Raw genomic sequence first — 21044 nt, forward strand, 5'->3', positions numbered from 1 at the left:
GGTCGGGTTGAGCGGTCGGTGGAGCGGGGCTCTCCCCCAGTGCCCCGGCCCGCCGGGGCAGGGCGCGGGCTCAGTCGTGCGGCGGCAGGTGGCGGATCTGGTGGTCGGCGGCGCCGAGGGCCTCGTCGACCAGGCGGCGCAGGTGGCCGTGGCGCAGCGCGTAGACGGCCCGGCGGCCGTCCTTGCGGGTGGTGACCAGTCCGGCCAGCCGGAGGCGGGCGAGGTGCTGGCTGACGGAGGTGCGGGAGGCGCCGCACGCCTCGGTGAGGGTGGTGACGTCGGCCTCGCCGGCGCCGAGGCGCCACAGCAGGGTCAGTCGGGTGCGGTCGGCGAGGAGCCCGAGGATCTCCACGGCGACGGCCAGCCGCGTGCCGTCGCCGGGCTCCTGCACACCGTGCGCATCTGATAGGTGCATGCGTGCGCTCATACGCACATAATGGGGGGACGAGGGCGCCCGGCACAAGCCGCGCCCCGGACGTCGGGAAGGTGCGATGCCCGTGAACGCGCAGCTGCCGGTTTCCGAGCCCCACTCCCACGGCGACGGTCAACCTCACCACCACCACGACCACGAGCCGCACCGGCCCGCCGGCCCCTCCCGCGCCTCCCGCGCCGCCCGGCTGCGGCACCGGCTGGCGCACACCGTCACCCCCCACAGCCACGAGGCCCGGGACAAGGTCGATCCGGCGCTGGAGGGCTCCCGGGAGGGCCTGCGCACGCTGTGGCTCTCGCTCGCGGTCCTCGGGCTGACCACCGTGGTCCAGGCCGCCGTCTTCGCCCTGTCCGGTTCGGTGGCGCTGCTCGGCGACGCCCTGCACAACGCCGCCGACACACTCACCGCGGTCCCCCTCGGCGTCGCCTTCCTCCTCGGCCGGCGGGCCGCCACCCGCCGCTACACCTACGGCTACGGCCGGGCCGAGGACCTGGCCGGGGTGGTCATCGTGCTCACCATCGCGGCGTCCGCCGTGCCCGCGCTCTACGCGGCCGTCGACCGGCTGCTGCATCCGCGGGACGTATCGCACCTGTGGGCGGTCGCGGCCGCCGCCCTGGTCGGCTTCCTCGGCAACGAGTGGGTGGCCCGCTACCGCATCCGCACCGGCCGCCGGATCGGCTCGGCCGCGCTGGTCGCGGACGGGCTGCACGCGCGCACCGACGGCTTCACGTCGCTCGCGGTGCTGCTGGGCGCGGGCGGTTCGGCGGTGGGCTGGCGGGCCGCGGACCCGGTCGTCGGTCTGCTGATCACCGTCGCGATCGTGCTGGTGCTCAAGGACGCGGCACGGGAGGTGTTCCGGCGGCTGATGGACTCGGTGGACCCGGCGCTCGTGGCGGCGGGCGAGGCGGCGCTGCGGGGCGTGCCCGGCGTCCGCGGCGTGGGACAGGTGCGGATGCGCTGGATCGGCCACGCGCTGCGGGCCGAGGCGGACATCGTCCTCGACCCGCAGCTCACCCTGGCCCGGGGGCACCGGATCGCGGTGGCGGCCGAGCACGCGCTGATCCACGGCGTACCGCGACTGACCGCGGCCACCGTCCACCTCGACCACACCCCGGAGGACGGCGGGGCAGACCCGCACGCGGCGCTGGCCCACCACGCCCCGGCCCGCTGACCGCCGGCCGCTCACCGCAGGATCGGGATCAGCCCCAGTCCGAACACCACGTAGAACCCGGCCGCCGCGGCCAGCCGGCCGGGGGTGAGCCGGTGCGCGCGCATGGTCAGCAGGAGGTAGCCGATCGCCGCGATGGTGATCAGGCCGGACCACAGCAGTGCGGTGTCGAACTGCCAGCGGGTGAAGAGCAGGCCGAGGCCACTGGGGACGGTGGCCTGGATCATCATGGCGCCGGAGATGTTGGCCAGCGCCAGCTTGGTCTTGCCCTGGCGCACCCAGATCACGGCGTTCATGATCTCCGGCAGTTCGGTGGCGACCGGCGAGAGCAGCAGCGCGGTGACCGAGGCGGAGAGTCCGAGCATCGGGCCGATGGCGTCCAGTTGGTGGACGAAGAGCTGCGAGGCGAAGAAGATCACCACGAGGGTCGCCTGGGTCTGGGCGACCACCGCCCAGGTCGCCGGGGACGCCGCCTTGGGCTGGAACTTCAGCGGCTCCAGCTCGACGCCCTCCGCATCCTCCTCGTGGCCGCCGCGGATCTCGCGCCAGAAGTAGACCGCGTACACGGCGAAGAACGCGAGGCCGAGCACCGGCTTGAAGGCGAAGGCGACCAGGCCGAGCGCGACCTTGACGACGAACACCGGCAGGAACCAGCTCTGGTCCTTGGCCAGCCGCCGCAGCTCCCGCTCCGAGCCCAGCGCCTGTTCCGGCCGTGGGTCGGCGGCCGTCCCGTCCGGCTCTGCGGCGGGCGCACCCGTCGCGGCGGCGGCGCGCCGCTTGCGCCGCTGGAGCAGCAGCATGGTGCCGGTCACGCCGTAGGCGACGGTGGCCAGCGCCAGCGGGCCGCCCATCGCGGCGCCCACGCCGATGTCCTTGGCCTCGGGGGTGGCGCCGGTGGTCACCGCGACCAGGGTCACCACGGACTCGGGCAGTGCGGTGCCGAAGGCGGCGAGGATGGTGCCCACCGCCATCCGGCCCACGTTGAGCCGCTCCCCCAGCCACTCCACGGCGTTGACGAACCACTCGCAGGAAAGGTAGATCGCCACCGCGCACGCGATGAGCAGAACGAAGTGCAACACGCTGATCGTCAGCCTTTCCGCTCCGGCGGGCCTCGACGACGACCGGCGTGGGAGCGGCGGCACGACTTCGACCCCGCCGACGCGTTCTCAGTCGTCGACAAAGGCCGAAGGTCTCGCCCGCCCGCGCAGTCACTGCGTGGGCCCGGCCACCGGGAGCCGGTTGCGGCTCCAGTGTGTCGACGACCGGTTCGCGGGGCTACTCCCCTTCGCAGTCACTCACCCTACACACCGCGGGCGCGGCGGCACGTCGGCGGAACCGGACGTGCCGGCGGCGTCAGGCGGGCTGTTGTTGCCGTTGGAGCCGTTGCAGCGACGCGACCAGCTGATCCACCTCCTCGGGGGTGTTGTAGAGGGCGAGCGAGACGCGGGCCGCGCTCCGTAGTCCGTAGTGGGCGAGGGCCGGTTGGGCGCAGTGGTGGCCGGCGCGGATGGCGATGCCGTCCCGGTCGAGCCAGTCGGCGATCCGGGCCGGGTCGTGGCCGGCAAGGGTGAAGGTCAGCACCGCGATCCGGTCGGCGGCGGAGCCGATCAGGTCCAGTCCGGGGACCGCGGCCAGCGCCTGCTGGGCGTAGGCGAGCAGGTCGGTCTCGTAGGCGGCGACGGCGTGCCGGTCGAAGCCGGTCAGCCAGTTGATCGCGGCGAGCAGGCCGACCACGCCGGCGATGTGTCCGGTGCCGGCCTCCAGGCGGTGCGGGACGGGTGCGTAGACGGTGCGGTCGAAGGAGACGGACTCGATCATGTTGCCGCCGCCCTGCCACGGCGCCATGGCTTCCAGCACCTCCGGCTTGGCGTACAGGGCGCCGATGCCGGTGGGGGCGAACAGCTTGTGGCCGGAGAACACGTAGAAGTCGGCGTCGAGGTCCACCACGTCGACCGGGAAGTGGGCCACCGCCTGGGCGCCGTCGACCAGCACCTTGGCCCGGTAGCGGTGGGCCAGCGCGGTCATCTCCTTGACCGGCGGGACGGTGCCGAGGACGTTCGACGCCTGGCTGAGCGCGACCAGCCGGGTCCGCATGGAGAGCCGGTCGGCGTAGGCGTCGAGGTCGATCTGCCCGTCGGGCCGGAGCGGGACGGGCACCACCCGGGCCCGGGTCTCCTTGGCGACCATCTGCCAGGGGACGATGTTGGAGTGGTGCTCCAGTTCCGGGACAAGGACGTCGTCGCCGGGGCCGAGGTGGGCCCGACCCCAGCTCTGGGCCACGAGGTTGATCGCCTCGGTGGTGCCGCGGGTGAAGACGATCTCGTCCGGGGACGCCGCGCCCAGGAAGCGGGCGACCGCGGCCCGGCCCCCCTCGTACGCCTCGGTGGCCTCGCGGGCCATGGTGTGCGCCCCGCGGTGGATGTTGGAGTTGCCGGCGCCGTAGAAGCCGGACACCGCCTCGATGACCTGGCGGGGCTTCTGGGTGGTGGCCCCGTTGTCGAGCCAGACCAGCGGTTTGCCGTTGACGGTCCGGTGCAGGATCGGGACGTCGCGGCGCGCCAACTCCGGTGTGAAGGCGGCCGGTTGGGTGAGCCGACGGCCCGTCGGGTCGGGCGTGGACGGGGCCGTGGCGGTGGATGCGGCCGTCGGCGCGTGGGAGCCCGGGTCCGTGCCGGGCGCGGTGGTGGCTACGCCTGGCGGCGGCGGGGCCGCGACACTGGGGATTCCCGGAACGGCCGACGCGGCCAGCGGAGATCCCGGGGCGTCAGGAGTAGTCATGGTAACGGGACACCTCGACGTTCTGGAGGACGGCGAGGGCGTCCTCGACGAGGACCGCGGCGTTGAAGTACGCGGTCATCAGGTACGAGGTGATGCCCTTCGTGTCGACGCCCATGTTCCGCATGGCCAGGCCCGGTTCGATCTCGTCGGCGACGCTCGCCGGGCGCAGTCCGACCACGCCCTGCTCGGCCTCGCCCACCCGCATCAAGAGGATCTCGGTGGTGCCGGTGTCGACCCCGCCGGTGAACCGCACCTTGTCGGAGGGGAGCAGCGGCACGCCGCGCCAGGTCAGCAGCGGACTGCCGAAGCCGGTGTCGATGACCGGGGGCACGCCCCGCCGGGTGCACTCCCGGCCGAACGCGGCGATGGCGCGGGGGTGCGCGAGGAAGTAGGCGGGCTGCTTCCAGACGCGGGTGAGCAGTTCGTCGAGGTCGTCGGGGGTGGGGGCGCCGGTCCGGGCCTGCACGCGCTGGCCGGGGGCGACGTTGCGGAAGAGGCCGTGCTCGGGGTGGTTGAGGAGCACGTCCTCCTGGCGTTCGCGGAGCGCGTGCGCGGTGAGGTTGGCCTGGGCGCGGGTCTGGTCGATGGGGCCGTTGTAGAGGTCGGAGACCCGGGTGTGGACGCGCAGCACGGTCTGGGCGAGGTTCATGTGGTACTCGCGGGGCGCGTCCTCGTAGTCGACGAAGGTCGCCGGCAGGTCGGGTTCGCCGACGTGTCCGGAGCTGAGGTCGACCGGCACCTCGCTGCCCGGCAGCACGCCGTCGGCCGCCAGGTAGGCGTCGAGGCCGGCGCGCAGCGACGGGTCGCGGTCGACCACCCGGGCCAGGGCGGCGCGGTCGAGACAGAGCGCGGTGCCGGGGGTGACGGCGGTGACCTGGTAGGGCATCGGTGCGGCGCGGGTCCAGGCGTCGAGGTCGAAGAACTGACCGTCGCCGACGACTTCGAGGAGCGCTTCCTCCCCGTAGCGGCCGCGGGCCCGCTTCTCGGCGCGACCCTGGACGATGACGAGCAGCCGGTCCGACACCGCGCCGCCCTCGGCGAGGACTTCACCGGTGTCGAAGGACACCTGCGCGAAGACGCCGGCGAGTTCGGTCAGCAGCGCGTCGTCCGCGTCCCGCAGGTACGGCAGTTCGCGCAGGTCGCCGGGGATGACGCGATGGGCGTCGCCGTCCTGGTAGGTGGCGAGGCGGTCGTCGCCGAGGACGTAGGTGCGGCGACGGTTGACGCGGAAGACGCCGGACTCGACGTCCACCCACGGCAGCGCGCGCAGCAGGTAGCGCGGGGTGATGCCGCGCATCTGGGGTGCGGTCTTGGTGGTGGTCGCGAGCTGGCGCGCGGCGTCCGGGGCGAGCGTCATCCGGTCGTTCACGGGGACCTCCTTGCGGGACCGAGGGCATGCCGGCCGTCCGGCGCGGGGCCGGTGGCATGCGGGACCCCGGGATCGTCGGGCCGGGAATCGGCGCCCCGCAACGGCCCGTTGGCGGGCCGCCGGCCGGAATCGGTCGATGCCCGCTCCCCAACTCCCGGACATCCGTGCGACTACCTTGTGTCGCACCGCCACTACACCCCGTGGAATCGGTGCCCGAAGGTTCGCCGGCGGGGACCCTTACGGCCCGGCGCGGCGCCCCACCGCCCTCCGCATCCGACCAAATTTGCCCTCATAAAACCGCTTTGTTATTCCGAAAGGAACACTTATGACGCCGGCGCAGCTGATCGCTACCCGGGGGCGCACAATGCTAAATATGGCGCGTGATGGAAAATTTCGGGCGAAAGAGATCTTCCAGGCGTGAGGGGGGACGCCGTCTTCGCTCGGTGCTGAGCGTGCACAGCGTCGCGGGCCAGGTGCTCGTGCTGCAGCTCGCCCTGGTGGTGCTGCTGGTCGTGGCAGCCGGGGTGGCGCTCGCCCTCCAGGCCCAGCAGGCGAGCCTGGAGGAGGCCAAACAGCGGTCCTCGGTCGCCGCGACGGCCTTCGCGCACGCTCCGGGGACGGCCGCCGCCATGCAGTCCGCCGACCCCACCGCCCGGCTCCAGCCCCGCGCCGAGGACGCCCGCAAGGAGGCCGGGCTCGACTACCTCGTCGCGTTCAGCCCGTCCGGGATCCGCTGGACCCACCCCAACCCGCACCTGATCGGCAAGCAGGTCCCCGGCGGCTACGGCCCCGCGCTCGCCGGACGGACGGTCACCTCCACCTCCCACTCGGCCTTCGGCCGCGCCGTGGACACCACGGTGCCGGTCAAGGCCGCCGACGGCCGGGTCGTCGGACTCGTCGCGGCCGGCATCAAGGTGCAGCGGACCAACGAATGGGCGCTGCAGCGCCTCCCGCTGCTGATCGGCAGCGCGGCCGGCGCACTGGTCCTCGGGATCGCAGGGGTGGCCCTGGTGAGCCGCCGGCTGCGCCGGCAGACGCACGGCCTGGACCCCGCCGAGATGACCCGGATGTACGACCACCACGACGCCGTGCTGCACGCCGTGCGCGAAGGGGTGCTCATCATCGGCAGCGACGGGCGGCTTCTGCTCGCCAACGACGAGGCCCGCCGGCTGCTCGACCTGCCCGCCGACGCCGAGCACCGCCGGATCACGGAACTGGGCCTGGAGCCGGGCACGGCCGACCTGCTGGCCTCCGGCCGGGCCGCGACCGACGAGGTGCACCCCGCCGGCGACCGGCTGCTCGCGGTGAACATCCGCCCCACCGCCCCCTACGGCGGCCCCGCGGGCACCGCGGTCACCCTGCGGGACACCACCGAACTCCAGGCGCTGACCGGCAAGGCCGAGGTCGCCCAGCGGCGGCTGAAGCTGCTCTACGACGCCGGGATGCGGATCGGCAGCACGCTGGACGTGGTCCGCACGGCGGAGGAACTCGCCGCGGTCGCCGTCCCGCGGTTCGCCGACGTGGTCTCCGTCGAACTGCTGGAGCCGGTGCTGCGCGGCGACGAACCGACCGGGGAACACGCCCCGATACGCCGGCTGGCGGTCCGCGGCGTCCCGGAGGACTCGGCCGCCTACCGCGTCGGCGAACGCATCCGGTTCGTCCCCGGCAGCCCGATCAGCGCGGGCATCGCCGACGCCCGCCCGGTCCTCGTCCCCGACCTGCGCGCCGAGCGGGCATGGCGGGACCAGGACCCGGTCGACACCCGGCGGATCCTGGACAACGGCATCCGCTCGCTGATCGCGGTGCCGTTGCGGGCCCGGGGCGTGGTGCTGGGCCTGGCCAACTTCTGGCGGGCCGAGAGCTCCGAGACGTTCGGCGCGGAGGACCTGTCGTTCGCCGAGGAGCTGGCCGCCCGGGCCGCGATCTCCATCGACAACGCCCGCCGCTACACCCGCGAGCACGCCACCACCATCACCCTCCAACGCAGCCTCCTGCCGCGGGCGCTGCCCCGGCAGTCGGCACTGGAGGTCGCCCACCGCTACCTGCCCGCGCAGGCCGGGGTCGGCGGCGACTGGTTCGACCTCATCCCGCTGCCCGGCGCCCGGGTCGCCCTGGTCGTCGGCGACGTCGTCGGCCACGGCCTGCACGCCGCCGCCACCATGGGCCGGCTGCGCACCGCGGTCCTCAACTTCTCCGCCCTGGACCTGCCGCCCGACGAACTCCTGGGGCACCTGGACGAACTCGTCAGCCACATCGACACCGACGAGGCCCGCACCGACGGCATGGGCCCCGACGGGGAGAGCCACGGCGGCGGTGCGGTGGGGCGGGACGGGGAACTGCCGCCGACGGACCGCCCGTACGCGGCGGACGCCGGGCCTGACGGAACGTCCGCCACGGGCACCGCCGGAGCGCGGGGTCCGGACGCCCCGGCGCTGGAGGACGAGTCCCTCGTCGGTGACGGCACCGCCGGCATCACCGGCGCCACCTGCCTCTACGCCATCTACGACCCGGTCGCCGGCCGCGTCACGCTGGCCCGCGCGGGCCATCCCGGCCCGGCCCTGGTCCTCCCCGACGGCCCGGTCTCCTTCCCCGACGTCCCGGTCGCGCCGCCCCTGGGCCTGGGCGGCGGGATGCCGGTGGAGACCGTCGACCTGACCCTGCCCGAGGGGTCCCGGCTCGTCCTCTACACCGACGGGCTCATCGAGGACCGCGAACGCGACATCGACACCGGCCTGGAACTGCTTTGCACCACCCTCGCCGGCGCCCCCGACGCCTCCCCCGAGCAGACCTGCACGGCCGTCCTGGACGCCATGCTGCCCGCGCACCCCAGCGACGACATCGCGCTGCTCGTGGCCCGCACCAAACTGCTCCCCGCGGACCGGATCGCCGAATGGGACGTCCCCTCCGACCCGGCGGCCGTCGGCCCGATCCGTGCCGCCTGCATGCGCACCCTGGAGTCCTGGGGACTGGACGAGATCGGCTTCACCACCGAGCTGATCCTCAGCGAACTGATCACCAACGCGATCCGCTACGGCGCCCAGCCGATCCGGGTCCGCCTGCTGTACGACCGCGCCCTGATCTGCGAGGTCTCCGACGGCACCAGCGCCTCCCCGCACCTGCGACGGGCCACCGCCACCGACGAGGGCGGGCGCGGGCTGTTCCTCGTCGCCCAGTTCGCGCAACGCTGGGGGACGCGTTACACCCCCAGCGGCAAGGTCATCTGGACCGAGCAGACCCTCGACGGGATGCGGCCGTCGAACGGCCCCGAGGACGGCGGCATCGACACCCTCACCCTCCTCGACCAGTGGGACGAGTCGGCCCTGTGAGCCGCGCGGTGCCCCCGCGGTGCGTCCGCGCACCGGATGCAGCCCCCGCCGCCCCTCGCTAACCTCGTTCGGAGGGCCGTCGAACGGGGCGTCGGCACGACCGCCCCAGGGCCCGCCCCGTACGCGCCCACGCGCCCGCGGCCCGCCGAGGCCCCACCACCGGACGGCCCCCGACCGGCGGCCCCCGCTTCCCCTCCCGCACTCTCCGGCCCGGATCTGACGGCCGGAACGGCTCTGCCGGTCCGGCCGCGTCTGACCTCTGGAGGCCCCCATGATGCAGCTGCCCGAACCCCGCGACGTCGCCCCCCGTCTGGCCAGCGGCGCCTTCATCCTGAACGCCGGGCTCACGATGTGGAAGTCCGACCGGGAGGCCGCCGAAGCGGTCCACGGCATGGCGTCCGCCGCGTACCCGTTCCTGGCGCAACTGCCCCCAGAGCGGTTCACCCGGCTGCTGGCGGCCTCGGAGATCGCGGTCGGCGCCACGCTGCTCGCCCCGTTCGTCCCGACCCGGCTGGCGGGCGCCGCGCTGACCGGGTTCGCCGGCGGGCTGGTCGGGCTGTACCTGCGGCTGCCCGGCATGCACCGGCCGGGCAGCCTCCGCCCCACCCAGGACGGCCTGCCGCTGGCCAAGGACGCCTGGCTGCTGGGCATGGGCCTCGGATTCCTGTGCGTCCCGTGCGGCTCACGGGCCCACCGCGAACAGCACCGTCGCCACTGTCACCGTGGTCGCCGCTGTCACTGGGGGCACTGAGTCGTTCCGCAGTCGTTCCGCAGCGCGCGCCGCGCAGGGCCGGCCGGGGCGTCCTGCGGTCCGCCGCAGGGCGCCGGGACGTCACCCGGTGCCGGCGCCCCCACCGCCGGCCGCCCGTGCCGTCCGGCGGCCGCGTGCGGCCGCCGCGCACACCGCGCCGGCCAACCCGGCCCCCGCGAGGACCCACAGGCTGGTCCGGTCGGCCTGCTGCCAGCCCAGCTCGGCGTGCTGGTGCACCACGAACCCGTCGAAGAACATCCAGGAGACCAGGACGACGGCGGGCACCAGTCGGGGCCGGGCCGCGGCGGCGATGCCGACGGTCAGCAGCGCGAACGCGGCGAGCGAGAGCCAGCGGTGACCGGCCTGACCGGTCACCAACAGGGCGGTCACCGCGACCGCCGTGACCGCCGTGCCCACCGGCAACGCCAGGTCACGGCCGAGCACGTCGGCCGCCGGCGCCGGGCCGACGGCCCGCGCCACGGGTGCCGGCCGCACGTCGGCCGCCGGGCGCCGGGTGCGCGGGGCGGGCGGCGGGTGCGCGGGGAGCGGGTGGTGGAGGGCGGCCATGGGAACACCTCCTGGGACCTGCCCCGGGGAAGGGGGCAGGGTGTGGGACGGGCAGCGGGGCACGTGGCCGGGGCCTGGTGCCAGGGTGCGCGGACCGGGGAGGGGGAACACGGATCGGCGGGGAACTTAACGCCGCGCGTACGGCGGGTGCGCGGTTTCTGACGCGTCCCTGACGCCGGGGGGAGGAATGCCGGATGGTCCCGGACGCGCCCCTGGGGCGATCGGGCGCGGGAGCGTGTTGCATACTCGCTCCTCGTTGCCCGGCGGTTCCGGGCAACGCCCCGTGGGGCGAAGGCGACAAACGGCGAAAGACGGCGAGTTGGGCGGAATCACCCGTTAACGCGGCAGGCGGTCCGGTGCGCCGTCCTGCCCCTCCACGGGTCACCACCCCTCGCCCGGCACTCCGCCTCGACCCACCCGCTCCCCCCTCAACCCCCTCAACCCCATCCACCCCATCACCCCGTCGACCGCCCGTTGCGGCGGCCGGCGGACGAATGACGATCGGCAGGACGTGGCCGCATGACCAGTACCCAGGTGGACCCCACTCCGCCGCCCGCCGCCACCCCACGCAGGTGGCGGTCCTGGCTGCTGGACGGACTCAGCGAGCAGAGCGCCCGCCACCCCGGGCCGCACGGCACGCCGCCCGCCGAGCACAAGGGGCACTCCTGGTGGCGGGTGATGTGCCTGACGGGTGTCGACTACTTCTCGACGCTGGGCTACCAGCCGGGCATCGCCGCGCTGGCGGCCGGGCTGCTGTCGCCGTTCGCCACGCTGGTGCTGATCGCACTGACCCTGCTGGGCGCGCTGCCGGTCTACCGGCGGGTGGCCAAGGAGAGCCCGCAGGGCGAGGGTTCGATCGCCATGCTGGAACGGCTGCTGCCCTGGTGGGCGGGGAAGCTGCTGGTGCTGGTGCTGTTGGGGTTCGCGGCCACGGACTTCGTCATCACGATGACGCTGTCGGCGGCGGACGCCTCGGCGCACGTCGTGGAGAATCCTTTCGCCCCGGCCGCGCTGCACGGCGCGAACCTCTGGATCACGCTGCTGCTGCTCGCCGCCCTGGGGGCGGTCTTCCTCAAGGGCTTCCGGGAGGCGATCGGCATCGCCGTGGTGCTGGTCGGCGTCTACCTGGCCCTCAACGTCGTCGTGCTGGCCACGTCGGCCTGGCAGGTGGTCTCCCACCCGGTGGCGATCGGCAACTGGTGGGACGCGATGACCGCGCAGCACTCCTCACCGCTGGCGATCGTCGGGGTCGCCCTGCTGGTCTTCCCGAAGCTGGCGCTGGGCATGTCGGGTTTCGAGACCGGCGTGGCCGTGATGCCGCAGGTGCGCGGCGACGCCACCGACGACCCGGCCAAGCCGGCCGGCCGGATCCGGGACACCCGCCGGCTGCTGACCACCGCGGCGCTCATCATGAGCGGCTTCCTGCTCCTGTCGAGCCTGGCCACCACCATCCTGGTCCCGCAGAAGGAGTTCGCGCCCGGCGGTGCGGCCAACGGGCGGGCGCTGGCGTACCTGGCGCACCAGCACCTCGGTGAGGCGTTCGGCACCGTCTACGACATCTCGACCATCGCGATCCTGTGGTTCGCCGGCGCGTCGGCGATGGCGGGGCTGCTCAACCTCGTGCCGCGCTACCTGCCGCGCTACGGCATGGCCCCGGAGTGGACCCGCGCGGTGCGCCCGCTGGTGCTGATCTTCCTGGCCATCGCGTTCGGGATCACGTGCGTCTTCGACGCCAGCGTCGACGAGCAGAGCGGCGCCTACGCGACCGGCGTGCTGGTGCTGATGCTCTCCGCCTCGTTCGCCTCGACCGTCGCCGCCCGGCACCGCGGGCACCGGGGCGCCGCCATCGGGTTCGGCGCGATCACCCTGGTCTTCGGCTACACGCTCGTCACCAACGTCATCGAGCGGCCGGACGGCCTGAAGATCGCGCTGCTGTTCATCCTCGGCATCCTGCTGACGTCGTTCGCCTCGCGGGTGCACCGCGCCTTCGAACTGCGCGCCGCGGACGTGGTGTTCGACGAGACCGCGGAGCGGCTGATCGAGGAGGCGCTGGTCGCCGGGCCGCTGCGGGTGATCGCCAACGAGCCCGACGAGCGGAACGCGGCCGACTACCGGGAGAAGGAGTACAGCCAGCGCGAGGAGACCCACATCCCCGACCGGGGACCGGTGTTGTTCCTGGAGGTGCTGGTCGAGGACTCGTCGGACTTCACCGCGGAGTTGCACGTGCACGGCGTGGAGGCGTACGGCACGCGGATCCTGCGGGTGCACGGGGCGGGCGTGCCGAACACCATCGCCGCGGTGCTGATGCAGCTGCGGGAGCGGACCGGGCAGGTGCCGCACATCTACTTCAACTGGACCGAGGGCCATCCGCTGAGCCACCTGCTGCGGTTCCTGGTGTTCGGTGACGGGGAGGTGGCGCCGGTCACCCGCGAGGTGCTGCGCCGCGCGGAGCCGGACCTGCGGCGCCGCCCGCGGGTCCACGTGGGCTGACGCCGCCCCGCCCCGCACTCGGCCGCCGGATCACTTCCGGCGGCCGAGTGCGGTGGCCCGGGTGTGCGACCAGCCGGCGAGCAGCACCCCGGCGGCGGTGACGGCGAGGTAGCCGGTCAGCACGGCCGGGAAGCCGCCGAGCCCGCCCAGAAGGCCGGTGTCGCCGTGGTCGACGAGCAGCCGGAACGCGCCCTGGCCGGCGATCCCCACCAGGACCATGCCGATGATCTGGAGGACGTCGTACTTCATTGCACACCTCGCAACGGGTCGGAAGTCAGAAGAGGGAAGTCAGAGGACGGAAGCCGGAAGGCGAAAAGCGCCCGCCGGGGCGTCGGCACGTCGGCGGGCGGGGCGTCAGCGGCGCCGGTCGATGCGCCGGATAACCTCACTCGGCTACGTTACGAACGTATCAGCGCTCACGCCCTCGAATGCGGCTTGAGGACCGTTGAATTCGCTTTTCGTCACAGTAATTGCGAGGTGCCGGATGGGGTCGGGGCGTGCGGAAAAAGGGCCGTCGTGCCGGGTGTGCGGCGCGGCGCTGGCACCGTCCGGGCGGGGCCGGCCCGCGCTCTACTGCTCACGCAGCTGCCAGGCGCGGGCGTACCGGCGGCGCAGGCACCCACCGGTGCCGACGCCCGCCGGCGCCGCGGAGCGGACGGCTTCCGGGGCCGGCGGCGCGGCGGACAAGCGGCGGCGGATCGTCGAGGCTGTGTGGTGGATCGCGGCGGAGCGCGGGTTGCACGCGGCGAGCATGCGCGAGGTCGCGGCCCGGGCCGGGGTCTCGGTGCGGGCCGTGCAGTACCACTTCGCGGACAAGCACCGGCTGTTGGTGGACGCGCTGCGGCTGCTGCACGAGGAGAACGAGCGGATCGCGCGCACCCGGATCCGGTTCGACCCGGCCGATCCGCGGGGGCTGCTGCGGTCCGTGCTGGACGAGTTCCTGCCGCTGGACGCCCAACGGACCGCGGCTCTACGGGTGTTCGCGGCGTACTACGCACGCAGTCTGACCGATCCGGCGCTGGCCCGGGTGTTCCTGCCCGGGGACCATCCGCTGGAGGAGCTGGTCGCGGGGATCCTCGCCACGGCCCGGGACGCCGGACGCACCGCGCCCGGGCTGGACGTCCGCCTGGAGGCCGACCTGCTGGTGGCGGCCGCGGTGGGGCTGGGCGGCGACGTGCTGCACGACCGGCGGACGTTGGCGCAGGCCCGGCGGGCGCTGGAGTACCGCCTGGGCACGCTCTTCGCCGACGGACCCGGTCGGGCCGACGGGCCGGGCTGACGCGAGACTGCGGGGCGCGCCCGGGAACGGCGGTGGGGCCGCCGCCCGAGGCGACGGCCCCACCTGACGGGCCCGGCTCTGCTGCCTCCGTGGTCAGCGGAGGGCGGGTTCGGGGTAGAAGTCCCGGGGGCGGCCGTGCCCGTCCTTGAGGCGGCCGAGCAGGCTCGCCGGGTACTCGATGAGCCAGTAGCTGGCGGCGGCCGCCGGCAGGGCGGCGAGGAAGACGATCAGCAGTGCCCAGGGGAAGCCGGACGGGCCGGTGGGCAGCAGCCCGGCGTTGTGGAGCAGGAGCATCACCGGTTCGTGCCAGATGAACAGGCTGTAGCTGATCAGCCCCACCGGAGTGAGCCAACGGGCCGTCAGGAAGCGGTTCCAGAAGGTGCGTCGGCGGATGTGGAGGGTGCCGAAGAGCAGCAGCGCCCACAGGGCGGCGGCGATCGGGTGGTAGTAGGTGAAGGTGAAGCCCTCCGCGTCGGACTGGAGCGAGAGGCAGAAGAGGCCGGCCAGCGCCAGGCCGGTGAGGAGCAGGGCGGTGGGTGGGGCGAGGCGGGCCCGGTCGCCGAGCGCGGCCAGTAGCACCGCCAGGCCCATGCCGGCCGCGAATCCGCCGAACCGGGCCTGCGGGCCGAAGTAGGCGACCCAGTCGGTGTGCGGGATGCCGAGGGCGTAGTGCGCGACGGTGATCCAGACCAGCGGCGCGGCGTAGAGGGCCAGGCAGCCGCCCGCGCAGACCGCGATCCGGGCGGTGCGGCGGCGCAGTCGCCGGCAGGCGCGGACGGCGAGCGGGCCGAGGCCGACCAGGACGAAGTAGAAGAGCACCTCCAGGGAGAGCGACCAGGTGGGGCCGAGGGTGTAGAAGATCCGGTCCTGGTCGAAGACGTGCGTGAAGGTCAGGTGCTCCAGCAGGTCCCGCCAGTCGCCGGGGAGGGTGGGGTTGCGGGTGGCCCAGACCACCAGGACGGCCAGGAGGTAGAGCGGCAGGATGCGGATGGCGCGCCGGAAGAGGAAGGCGCGGGCGGGGCGGGTGGAGCCGCCGTCGAGGGCGGCGCGGGCGTAGGAGTGGGTGAGCAGGAACGCCGACAGGACGAAGAAGAGGTCGATGACCTCCAGTGACAGCACGGCGTCGAGCGCGGGGTTGGCGACCGGGGGGTGGCTGCCGTGGGCGTCGTAGGCGGTGTACTGCTGCCAGACGTGGAAGGCGACGGTGCTGAGCGCGGCCAGTCCGCGGAAGCCGTCGATGTCGCCGGCGGGCCGGCGGCGCGGGGCGCTCGCGGGGGTGCGCGGCGGGGCGGGCGGCGCGGTGGCGGTGGTCATCGGCGGGCCACCGCCCGGGCCGCGGCGGTCGCCTGGGCGCGCGGGGTGACCCGCCACTGCCGGTCGCCGAGCGCCTCCTTGAGGTGGGCCTGGCGGGCGACCATGTTCTTGAAGTGGCTGTAGAAGACGGTCGACACCAGGAAGTAGGACCAGAACCAGCTGCGGCGGGCGCGGAGTTCGGGCACGGCCAGTCGCCAGGCGAAGAGGGCCTGCACGGGGCCGGCGGCGAGGGTGAGCAGCAGGGCGAGCACGCAGACCGGCACCGCCCAGTCCAGGTGCGCGGGGCCGCCGGTCTTCCAGATGGCGTAGAGCAGGATCGGGAGGATCTGGAGGGTGAGCCACGGCTGGATCTCGCGCCAGCCCAGGAGGACCAGCAGGCCGAATTTCTGACGTACCGTCAGTGCGGGTGAACGCAGGCCGTGCCAGAGGTGTTTGAGGGAGACCTGGAGCCAGCCCTGGGCCCAGCGGGAGCGCTGGTTCCACAGCGCGGCGAGGGTGGTGGGGGCCAGCTCACGGGAGATCAGGGTGCGGTCGACTGCGATCCGGGCGCCCCTGGTCAGGCAACGCATGGTGGAGTCGATGTCCTCGGTGAGCATGGAGCCGTGCATCCGGGTGCGGGCGAGCAGGTCGGTGCGCCAGAAGCCGTTGGAGCCGCCGAACACGCCGAAACCGTGCAGCCGGGTGCGGCCGGGGTGACTGACGGCGTAGATCGCCTCGAACTCGACGGCGACGAGCCGGGCGACGCGGGAACTGTCGCCGTTGCGGACCACGCAGTGGCCCTGGACGACGTCGTGGCCGTTGGACAGCCAGTGCCAGGCGTCGCGGAAGGCGTGCTGCGCGGGGTGGTGGTCGGCGTCGAAGATGCCGACGAACTCGCCGCGGACCCGGGTGACGGCCGCGTTGACGTTCTGCGCCTTGGAGGTGGAGCCGGCGACCGGCAGCAGGACCAGCCGGGAGTCGCGGGCCGCGATCGCGCGGAGGGTGTCCTCGACGGGCAGCGGGTGCGGGGTGTTGTAGGCGAGGACGATCTCCAGCTCGCCGGGGTAGTCCTGGCGCAGGAACGACTCGACGGTGTCGACGATGGTGGCGGCCTCGTTGGGGAGGTACGCGGCGATCACGGCGCTGGCCGGCGGATAGGGGGCGCCGGGGTTGGCCGGCCGGGGTGGCGCGTCCAGCGCGTAGAGGCACTCCAGGACGATCAGCAGCGCGGAGAGCACCAATCCGGCGACCACCGCCCAGTACATGCCGGAGCCGAGGTCCCAACCGGCCAGGTACGCCTGCCGGTAGAGGGCGAACGGCACGCCGATGCCCAGGAGCAGGGCGAGCACCGGGGAGAGGGCGGAGAGCGCCGGGCGGATCAGGGCCCGCACGGGGGGACGCCGGTGGCGGTGCGGGGCCTCGCGCATCCAGGGGGCGTAGCGGACGGGGCGCAGGTCGCGATGGCGCAGCGCCTCGCGGGCCGCGTCGCGGGCCTGGTCGACGGCGTCGGCGGCGTCGGTGCATCCGGTGAGCGGGAGCCAGCCGACGGCCGGGGTGAGGCGGACGTTCTCGTCGGCGACGACGAAGCGGGTGCCGGCGGCCGCGGTCGCGAAGTCCGTCAGGCCGCGCAGCGCGGTCTCCTCGTCGACGCCGGGCAGCAGCATCAGCAGGTGGCCGTCGTCGTCGCGGCCGAGCCGGTCGCAGACGCCGCCGAGCTGTTCGGCGACGCCGGCCAGCCGTTCGGCGACCTCGCGGCGGACCCGGGGGCCCAGCCGCTCCTCCAGGGCGGCGAGTTCGGCGACGCCGACGACGGCGAGGACCCCGCCGTGCCGGGCGGCTTCGGGGCGGTTGAGTTCGCGTTCCGCCTCGTCGAGGAAGTGCGGGCGGGAGTAGAGGCCGGTGCGCGGGTCGCGCAGCAGGTGCTCGACGGGGACCGGCACGCGGCGGAGCTTGGCCTCGATGCGGGCGGAGAGTTCGTCCGGATCGGAGGCCTCGGGTATGCAGTCGTCGGCGCCCTGGCGGAGCAACTGGGCGACGCCGGCGGGGCCGGAGGTGTCGGTGACGACCAGGAGCGGCAGCGCCCGGCCGGCGGGGACGGTGCGGACCTCGCGGATGACGGCGGCTCCGGCGTGCCGGGTGCCGGGTTCGTCGAGGGCGACGACGGCGTCCGGGGGTGCCTGGCGGACGCGGAGGCCGGCCTCGCCGGGCGGAGCGTGGCTGACGTCGTGGCCGGTGGTGCGCAGGGTGTGGGTGAGGCGTTCCAGGCGTGGGCCGGGGGTACCGACGACGAGGACGTGGCCGGCGGGGTGGGTGCCGGGGGTGGACTGGTCCGTTCCGCCGAGCAGGGCCGTGGGTGAGCCCTGGGAGGGTGCGTGGTGCGAAGTGAGCACCTGCGGTTGTCCTTTCTGGCTACGGGGCACGCGGAGGCCGGCGGCGGCGCCGCGGGGACCGGTGGTCGACGGTCCTTCGGGGCCGGTGGCCGCGCGCGGGCAGGGCGGAGCAACCGCCCTGCTGCGGCGGCGTGTGGGGATGCCGGCGCGCCGGCTCGTGGGGTGCCGGCGGCTCCGTGGTGCGCGCGATGCGTGGACGGTGACGTTCAGGAGGGCGTCAGGCGGCGGTCACCTGGTGAGCGCCGGACGCACGCAGCTGATTGTCAGAGGCATGACAGCGAGAAGGGCGGGCGCGCCGGGATGCGTCTTCTCTCGACGGAACGGACGGCGGCGCGGTGGTCCGCGACCTCGACGGTCGCGACCGGCACAACGGACTGCATGCACCGAACCGCACGGGGGCGGTCGAGCGTGTATCGCATAGGAAGGGTCCCATCCTGATCGGATCGTGGGGGGAGGACCGGATGTCAGGTGTACACCGAGCGGCTCTGCCGAGCAAGGCCCATCGGCACTCGCCAGCCTCGACGATCACTGTGACACCGCACCTTCATCCACGTAACACCTGCATTACGTCCGGTCGTCGTGGCGCTCCCCACAACCGCTACCGCCCGGTAGATGCCGGTGCACCGGCTATACCCGGTACGCCAGTTCTGAACTGGAGGTTCGTACCTCTGGCCGATCTGTTAATCTTCCCGCCCCTGGACGTTCCTCCATGTCTGTCCCTTCCCTCCCCTCCCCCCAGCACCCCCTGAAGGCCGGGTGCAGCGAGGTGTCGCGTACGTGAACAGCGTTCCGTTCTCTCCCGCTCAGGCCCGATCCGCGCGGGCCCGGGTGGGCCTGACCACGACTCAGGTCGCCCAATCCATGACGGCGTGCGGCGCACCGGTGCGCCCCGAGGTGATCGAGGCGTGGGAGTACGGCTCCTTGGTTCCCACCGAGCCGCAGTTGTTCGCCCTGGCCGACGTGTTGTGGTGCCCGCCGACCGTGTTGATGGGGGTGGAGCCGCGGTCGTTGGCCGAGCACCGGATGGCCCGACAGCTCAGCGCGGAACGGCTGGCGCAGCTGGTCGGGATGGCCCCGGAGACGTACCGGACGGCCGAGGCGGCCAACCAGTGGCACGGCGACTACCGGCAGACCAAGGCACTGGTGGAGGCGCTGGGGCTGTCGCTGCGCAAACTCATCGGAGTGATGGGGCGCGTCGAGGAGTTGGCCGGGCACCTGCGGGCGGCCCTCGACGGCCGCTGGAAGTCGCACGTCGGGCCGATCACCGAGATCACCACGCTGAACCGGACGCGGGTGGGGGACGCGCTGCGCACCATGCACGGGGAGTTCGCCGATTTCTCCGAGCGGTACATGGGGCACGTGGTGGCGCGGAACGCCGACGCCCGGCTGAAGGAGATCGCGGCCGAGCGGTCGGCGTACCTACGACAGTTGGTCGACCGCTTCTGGGAGTTGATCGGGGAGGCGGGAGAGGCGCCGCCGTTCCACTCGGTGCACTGAGACGGCCGGTGCGCCGGGGCGGGGGCGCGTACTGACCCCCGCCCCGGCGGGCCGGTCGTCAGTACGCGCCCTGGGCGTGCGGCGGCGGACCGGCCGGCCCCGCCGCCTCGTCCAGGCCCTCGTCCTCGTCCTCGGTGAACTCGTCCCAGTCGATCTCCAGCGACTTGCGCCGGGTGAAGACGTTGAAGACCAGGTTGAGCACGATGGCGGTCAGGCCGCCCAGCGTGATGCCGCTGTCGAGCACCGCCCGGACGTCCTGCGGCATCCGCTCGAAGAACGGCGCGACCGCGGTCGGCAGGAACGCGGCGCCCAGACTGACCGCCAGGATCAGGGCGTTGCGCTCCTCGCGCAGGTCGACCTTGCCGAGGATCTGGATGCCGACCGCGGCGACCATGCCGAACATGGAGAGGGCCGCGCCGCCGAGCACCGGGTGCGGGATCGCCGCGACCACCGAACCGGCCTTGGGCACCAGCCCCAGCACGACCATGAAGCCACCGGCCGCGACCACCACGAACCGGCTCATCACCCGCGACATCCGCACCAGACCGATGTTCTCGGCGAACGCCACGTACGGGAAGGAGTTGAAGACGCCGCCGAGCACGGTGGCGACGCCGTCGGCGCGCAGCGCCCGGGCGACCGTGTCGTTGCTGGCCGGCTTTCCGGTGATCTCGCCGATCGCGTAGACGTCCCCGGTGGTCTCCACCATCGTGATCAGCATGACGACGACCATCGCGATGATCGGGAACGCCTCGAACTTGGGCATGCCGTAGTGGAACGGCGTGCTGACGCCGAACCAGTCGGTCTGCCCCACGCCGCTGAAGTCGGCGTCGCCGAGCGCCCAGGCGACGGCCGTTCCGCCGACCAGCCCGAGAAGCACCGCCACACTGCTCAGCAGCGGCTTTCCGATCCGCACGATCACCAGAATGAAGAGCAGGGTGCCCAGCGCGTATCCGAGGTTCTTCAGGTCGCCGAATTCCGGCTTACCGGCCAACTGGGCACCGCCGGCCGCGTCCTGGAGCGCCTGCGGGATGAGCGTGAGGCCGATAATGGTGAGAATCGTGCCGATGACGACCGGTGGGAAATACTTCACCAACTTGCTGAAGAACGGGGCGAAAAGGAAAGTCGCGATGCCGGCGGTGATGACCGCGCCGTAGACCACCAACAGTCCGGCGGTGCCGCCGCCGGCCCCCAGCCCGATGGCGATCATCGGAGAGACCGCGGTGAAGGTGGCGCCCTGCACCAGGGGCAGTCGGGCGCCTATCTTCCATATCCCGAACGCCTGGATGATGGAGGCGATTCCGCAGGTCAGGAGGTCTGCGTTGATGAGGTAGACGAGTTCCGAGCGGGACAGCCCGAGCGCGTTGCCGAGCATGATCGGGACGATGACCGCGGCCGCGTAGAAGGCGAGGACGTGCTGGAAACCGTAGAGGGCGAGTTTGCCGAACGGCAGTACCTCGTCGACCGGGTGGGCCCGTTGCCGAGGAAACTGCCGAGGGGATCGTCGCGCGAGTCGTGCCATCTCTGCCTTGCCTTCACGAGGTAGGTGAATAAGAGGGAACCCGGACCCTATGGTGCATTTCCCTGCGGGGTGCGGTGCTTCCCGTTCGCCGGGTCATCCTTCGATGGGCGGATCGAAGTCCGGCATTTCCGTGGAATGCGCAGGTGCGGGCTCATCGGGGCGCTCACCATAGTTGACCTGTCCCGTT

Annotated in this window: 15 protein-coding genes; 6 read left to right on the forward strand and 9 right to left on the reverse strand. The window is 73.3% G+C overall.

Translation table 11 applies throughout. The features are described from left to right. Window positions 1–70: 70 nt before the first annotated feature. On the reverse strand, window positions 71–427 hold the full coding sequence (locus ACLJT4_RS22035) for an ArsR/SmtB family transcription factor (protein ID WP_411124365.1): 357 nt from the start codon (window positions 425–427) through the stop codon (window positions 71–73). A 64-nt stretch (window positions 428–491) separates the two neighbouring features. Between ACLJT4_RS22035 and ACLJT4_RS22040 the strand changes: the two genes are divergently transcribed. Then, window positions 492–1601, forward strand: coding sequence for a cation diffusion facilitator family transporter (locus tag ACLJT4_RS22040; RefSeq protein WP_411124367.1), 1110 nt, complete (start codon window positions 492–494; stop codon window positions 1599–1601). Window positions 1602–1612: 11 nt separating this feature from the next. Here the strand turns inward: ACLJT4_RS22040 and ACLJT4_RS22045 are convergent, their stop codons facing one another. The 3 genes from ACLJT4_RS22045 to ACLJT4_RS22055 form a co-directional block, all read right to left on the reverse strand. Further along, window positions 1613–2677: a sodium:calcium antiporter gene (locus tag ACLJT4_RS22045; RefSeq protein ID WP_411124369.1), complete on the reverse strand. Its 1065-nt coding sequence runs from the start codon at window positions 2675–2677 to the stop codon at window positions 1613–1615. Window positions 2678–2951: 274 nt separating this feature from the next. Continuing rightward, window positions 2952–4376, reverse strand: a complete 1425-nt coding sequence (locus ACLJT4_RS22050; protein ID WP_411124371.1) for a SufS family cysteine desulfurase — start codon at window positions 4374–4376, stop codon at window positions 2952–2954. Next, window positions 4363–5745, reverse strand: a complete 1383-nt coding sequence (locus ACLJT4_RS22055; RefSeq protein ID WP_411124373.1) for a family 2B encapsulin nanocompartment shell protein — start codon at window positions 5743–5745, stop codon at window positions 4363–4365. Before ACLJT4_RS22055 ends, ACLJT4_RS22050 begins: the two co-directional genes overlap by 14 nt. A gap of 383 nt (window positions 5746–6128) precedes the next feature. Between ACLJT4_RS22055 and ACLJT4_RS22060 the strand changes: the two genes are divergently transcribed. After that, entirely contained in the window at window positions 6129–9071 is a 2943-nt protein-coding gene (locus ACLJT4_RS22060) for a SpoIIE family protein phosphatase (RefSeq protein ID WP_411124651.1), read from the forward strand. Window positions 9072–9342: 271 nt separating this feature from the next. After that, the gene (locus ACLJT4_RS22065) at window positions 9343–9822 is read left to right on the forward strand and encodes a hypothetical protein (protein WP_411124375.1); all 480 of its coding nucleotides are present in this window, start codon (window positions 9343–9345) and stop codon (window positions 9820–9822) included. Window positions 9823–9903: 81 nt separating this feature from the next. Here ACLJT4_RS22065 and ACLJT4_RS22070 read toward each other — a convergent pair whose 3' ends face one another. Further along, window positions 9904–10389, reverse strand: coding sequence for a hypothetical protein (locus tag ACLJT4_RS22070; protein WP_411124377.1), 486 nt, complete (start codon window positions 10387–10389; stop codon window positions 9904–9906). Between the two features lie 519 nt (window positions 10390–10908). Between ACLJT4_RS22070 and ACLJT4_RS22075 the strand changes: the two genes are divergently transcribed. Then, window positions 10909–12879 (forward strand): amino acid transporter, encoded by a 1971-nt coding sequence (locus ACLJT4_RS22075; protein ID WP_411124379.1) that lies wholly within the window; start codon window positions 10909–10911, stop codon window positions 12877–12879. Window positions 12880–12909: 30 nt separating this feature from the next. Here the strand turns inward: ACLJT4_RS22075 and ACLJT4_RS22080 are convergent, their stop codons facing one another. Beyond that, window positions 12910–13128 (reverse strand): hypothetical protein, encoded by a 219-nt coding sequence (locus ACLJT4_RS22080; RefSeq protein ID WP_411124381.1) that lies wholly within the window; start codon window positions 13126–13128, stop codon window positions 12910–12912. A 376-nt stretch (window positions 13129–13504) separates the two neighbouring features. Here ACLJT4_RS22080 and ACLJT4_RS22085 point away from each other — a divergent pair, with 376 nt between their 5' ends. Next, entirely contained in the window at window positions 13505–14158 is a 654-nt protein-coding gene (locus tag ACLJT4_RS22085; RefSeq protein ID WP_411124383.1) for a TetR/AcrR family transcriptional regulator, read from the forward strand. Between the two features lie 93 nt (window positions 14159–14251). Here the strand turns inward: ACLJT4_RS22085 and ACLJT4_RS22090 are convergent, their stop codons facing one another. Both ACLJT4_RS22090 and ACLJT4_RS22095 read right to left on the reverse strand, forming a co-directional pair. Further along, the gene (locus tag ACLJT4_RS22090) at window positions 14252–15472 is read right to left on the reverse strand and encodes an acyltransferase family protein (protein ID WP_411124385.1); all 1221 of its coding nucleotides are present in this window, start codon (window positions 15470–15472) and stop codon (window positions 14252–14254) included. Next, complete coding sequence (locus ACLJT4_RS22095; protein ID WP_411124387.1) at window positions 15469–17841, reverse strand: glycosyltransferase; 2373 nt, start codon at window positions 17839–17841, stop codon at window positions 15469–15471. Before ACLJT4_RS22095 ends, ACLJT4_RS22090 begins: the two co-directional genes overlap by 4 nt. 861 nt (window positions 17842–18702) lie before the next feature. On the opposite strand from ACLJT4_RS22095, the gene ACLJT4_RS22100 reads away from it, so the two are divergent. After that, window positions 18703–19338 (forward strand): transcriptional regulator, encoded by a 636-nt coding sequence (locus ACLJT4_RS22100; protein ID WP_411124653.1) that lies wholly within the window; start codon window positions 18703–18705, stop codon window positions 19336–19338. Between the two features lie 58 nt (window positions 19339–19396). On the opposite strand, the gene ACLJT4_RS22105 is transcribed toward ACLJT4_RS22100, so the two are convergent. Further along, window positions 19397–20857, reverse strand: a complete 1461-nt coding sequence (locus ACLJT4_RS22105; protein WP_411124389.1) for a nucleobase:cation symporter-2 family protein — start codon at window positions 20855–20857, stop codon at window positions 19397–19399. Between the last annotated feature and the right edge of the window lie 187 nt (window positions 20858–21044).

It is taken from the genome of Streptomyces sp. x-19 (assembly GCF_046549115.1).
Taxonomy (GTDB): domain Bacteria; phylum Actinomycetota; class Actinomycetes; order Streptomycetales; family Streptomycetaceae; genus Streptomyces; species Streptomyces albulus_C.

Coding starts and splice junctions, on each gene's coding strand:
- ACLJT4_RS22035 (WP_411124365.1), bottom strand. CDS start 427: ATGAGCGCACGCATGCACCTATCAGATGCGCACGGTGTGCAGGAGCCC.
- ACLJT4_RS22040 (WP_411124367.1), top strand. CDS start 492: ATGCCCGTGAACGCGCAGCTGCCGGTTTCCGAGCCCCACTCCCACGGC.
- ACLJT4_RS22050 (WP_411124371.1), bottom strand. CDS start 4,376: ATGACTACTCCTGACGCCCCGGGATCTCCGCTGGCCGCGTCGGCCGTT.
- ACLJT4_RS22060 (WP_411124651.1), top strand. CDS start 6,129: ATGGAAAATTTCGGGCGAAAGAGATCTTCCAGGCGTGAGGGGGGACGC.
- ACLJT4_RS22065 (WP_411124375.1), top strand. CDS start 9,343: ATGATGCAGCTGCCCGAACCCCGCGACGTCGCCCCCCGTCTGGCCAGC.
- ACLJT4_RS22070 (WP_411124377.1), bottom strand. CDS start 10,389: ATGGCCGCCCTCCACCACCCGCTCCCCGCGCACCCGCCGCCCGCCCCG.
- ACLJT4_RS22075 (WP_411124379.1), top strand. CDS start 10,909: ATGACCAGTACCCAGGTGGACCCCACTCCGCCGCCCGCCGCCACCCCA.
- ACLJT4_RS22080 (WP_411124381.1), bottom strand. CDS start 13,128: ATGAAGTACGACGTCCTCCAGATCATCGGCATGGTCCTGGTGGGGATC.
- ACLJT4_RS22090 (WP_411124385.1), bottom strand. CDS start 15,472: ATGACCACCGCCACCGCGCCGCCCGCCCCGCCGCGCACCCCCGCGAGC.
- ACLJT4_RS22100 (WP_411124653.1), top strand. CDS start 18,703: ATGACGGCGTGCGGCGCACCGGTGCGCCCCGAGGTGATCGAGGCGTGG.
- ACLJT4_RS22105 (WP_411124389.1), bottom strand. CDS start 20,857: ATGGCACGACTCGCGCGACGATCCCCTCGGCAGTTTCCTCGGCAACGG.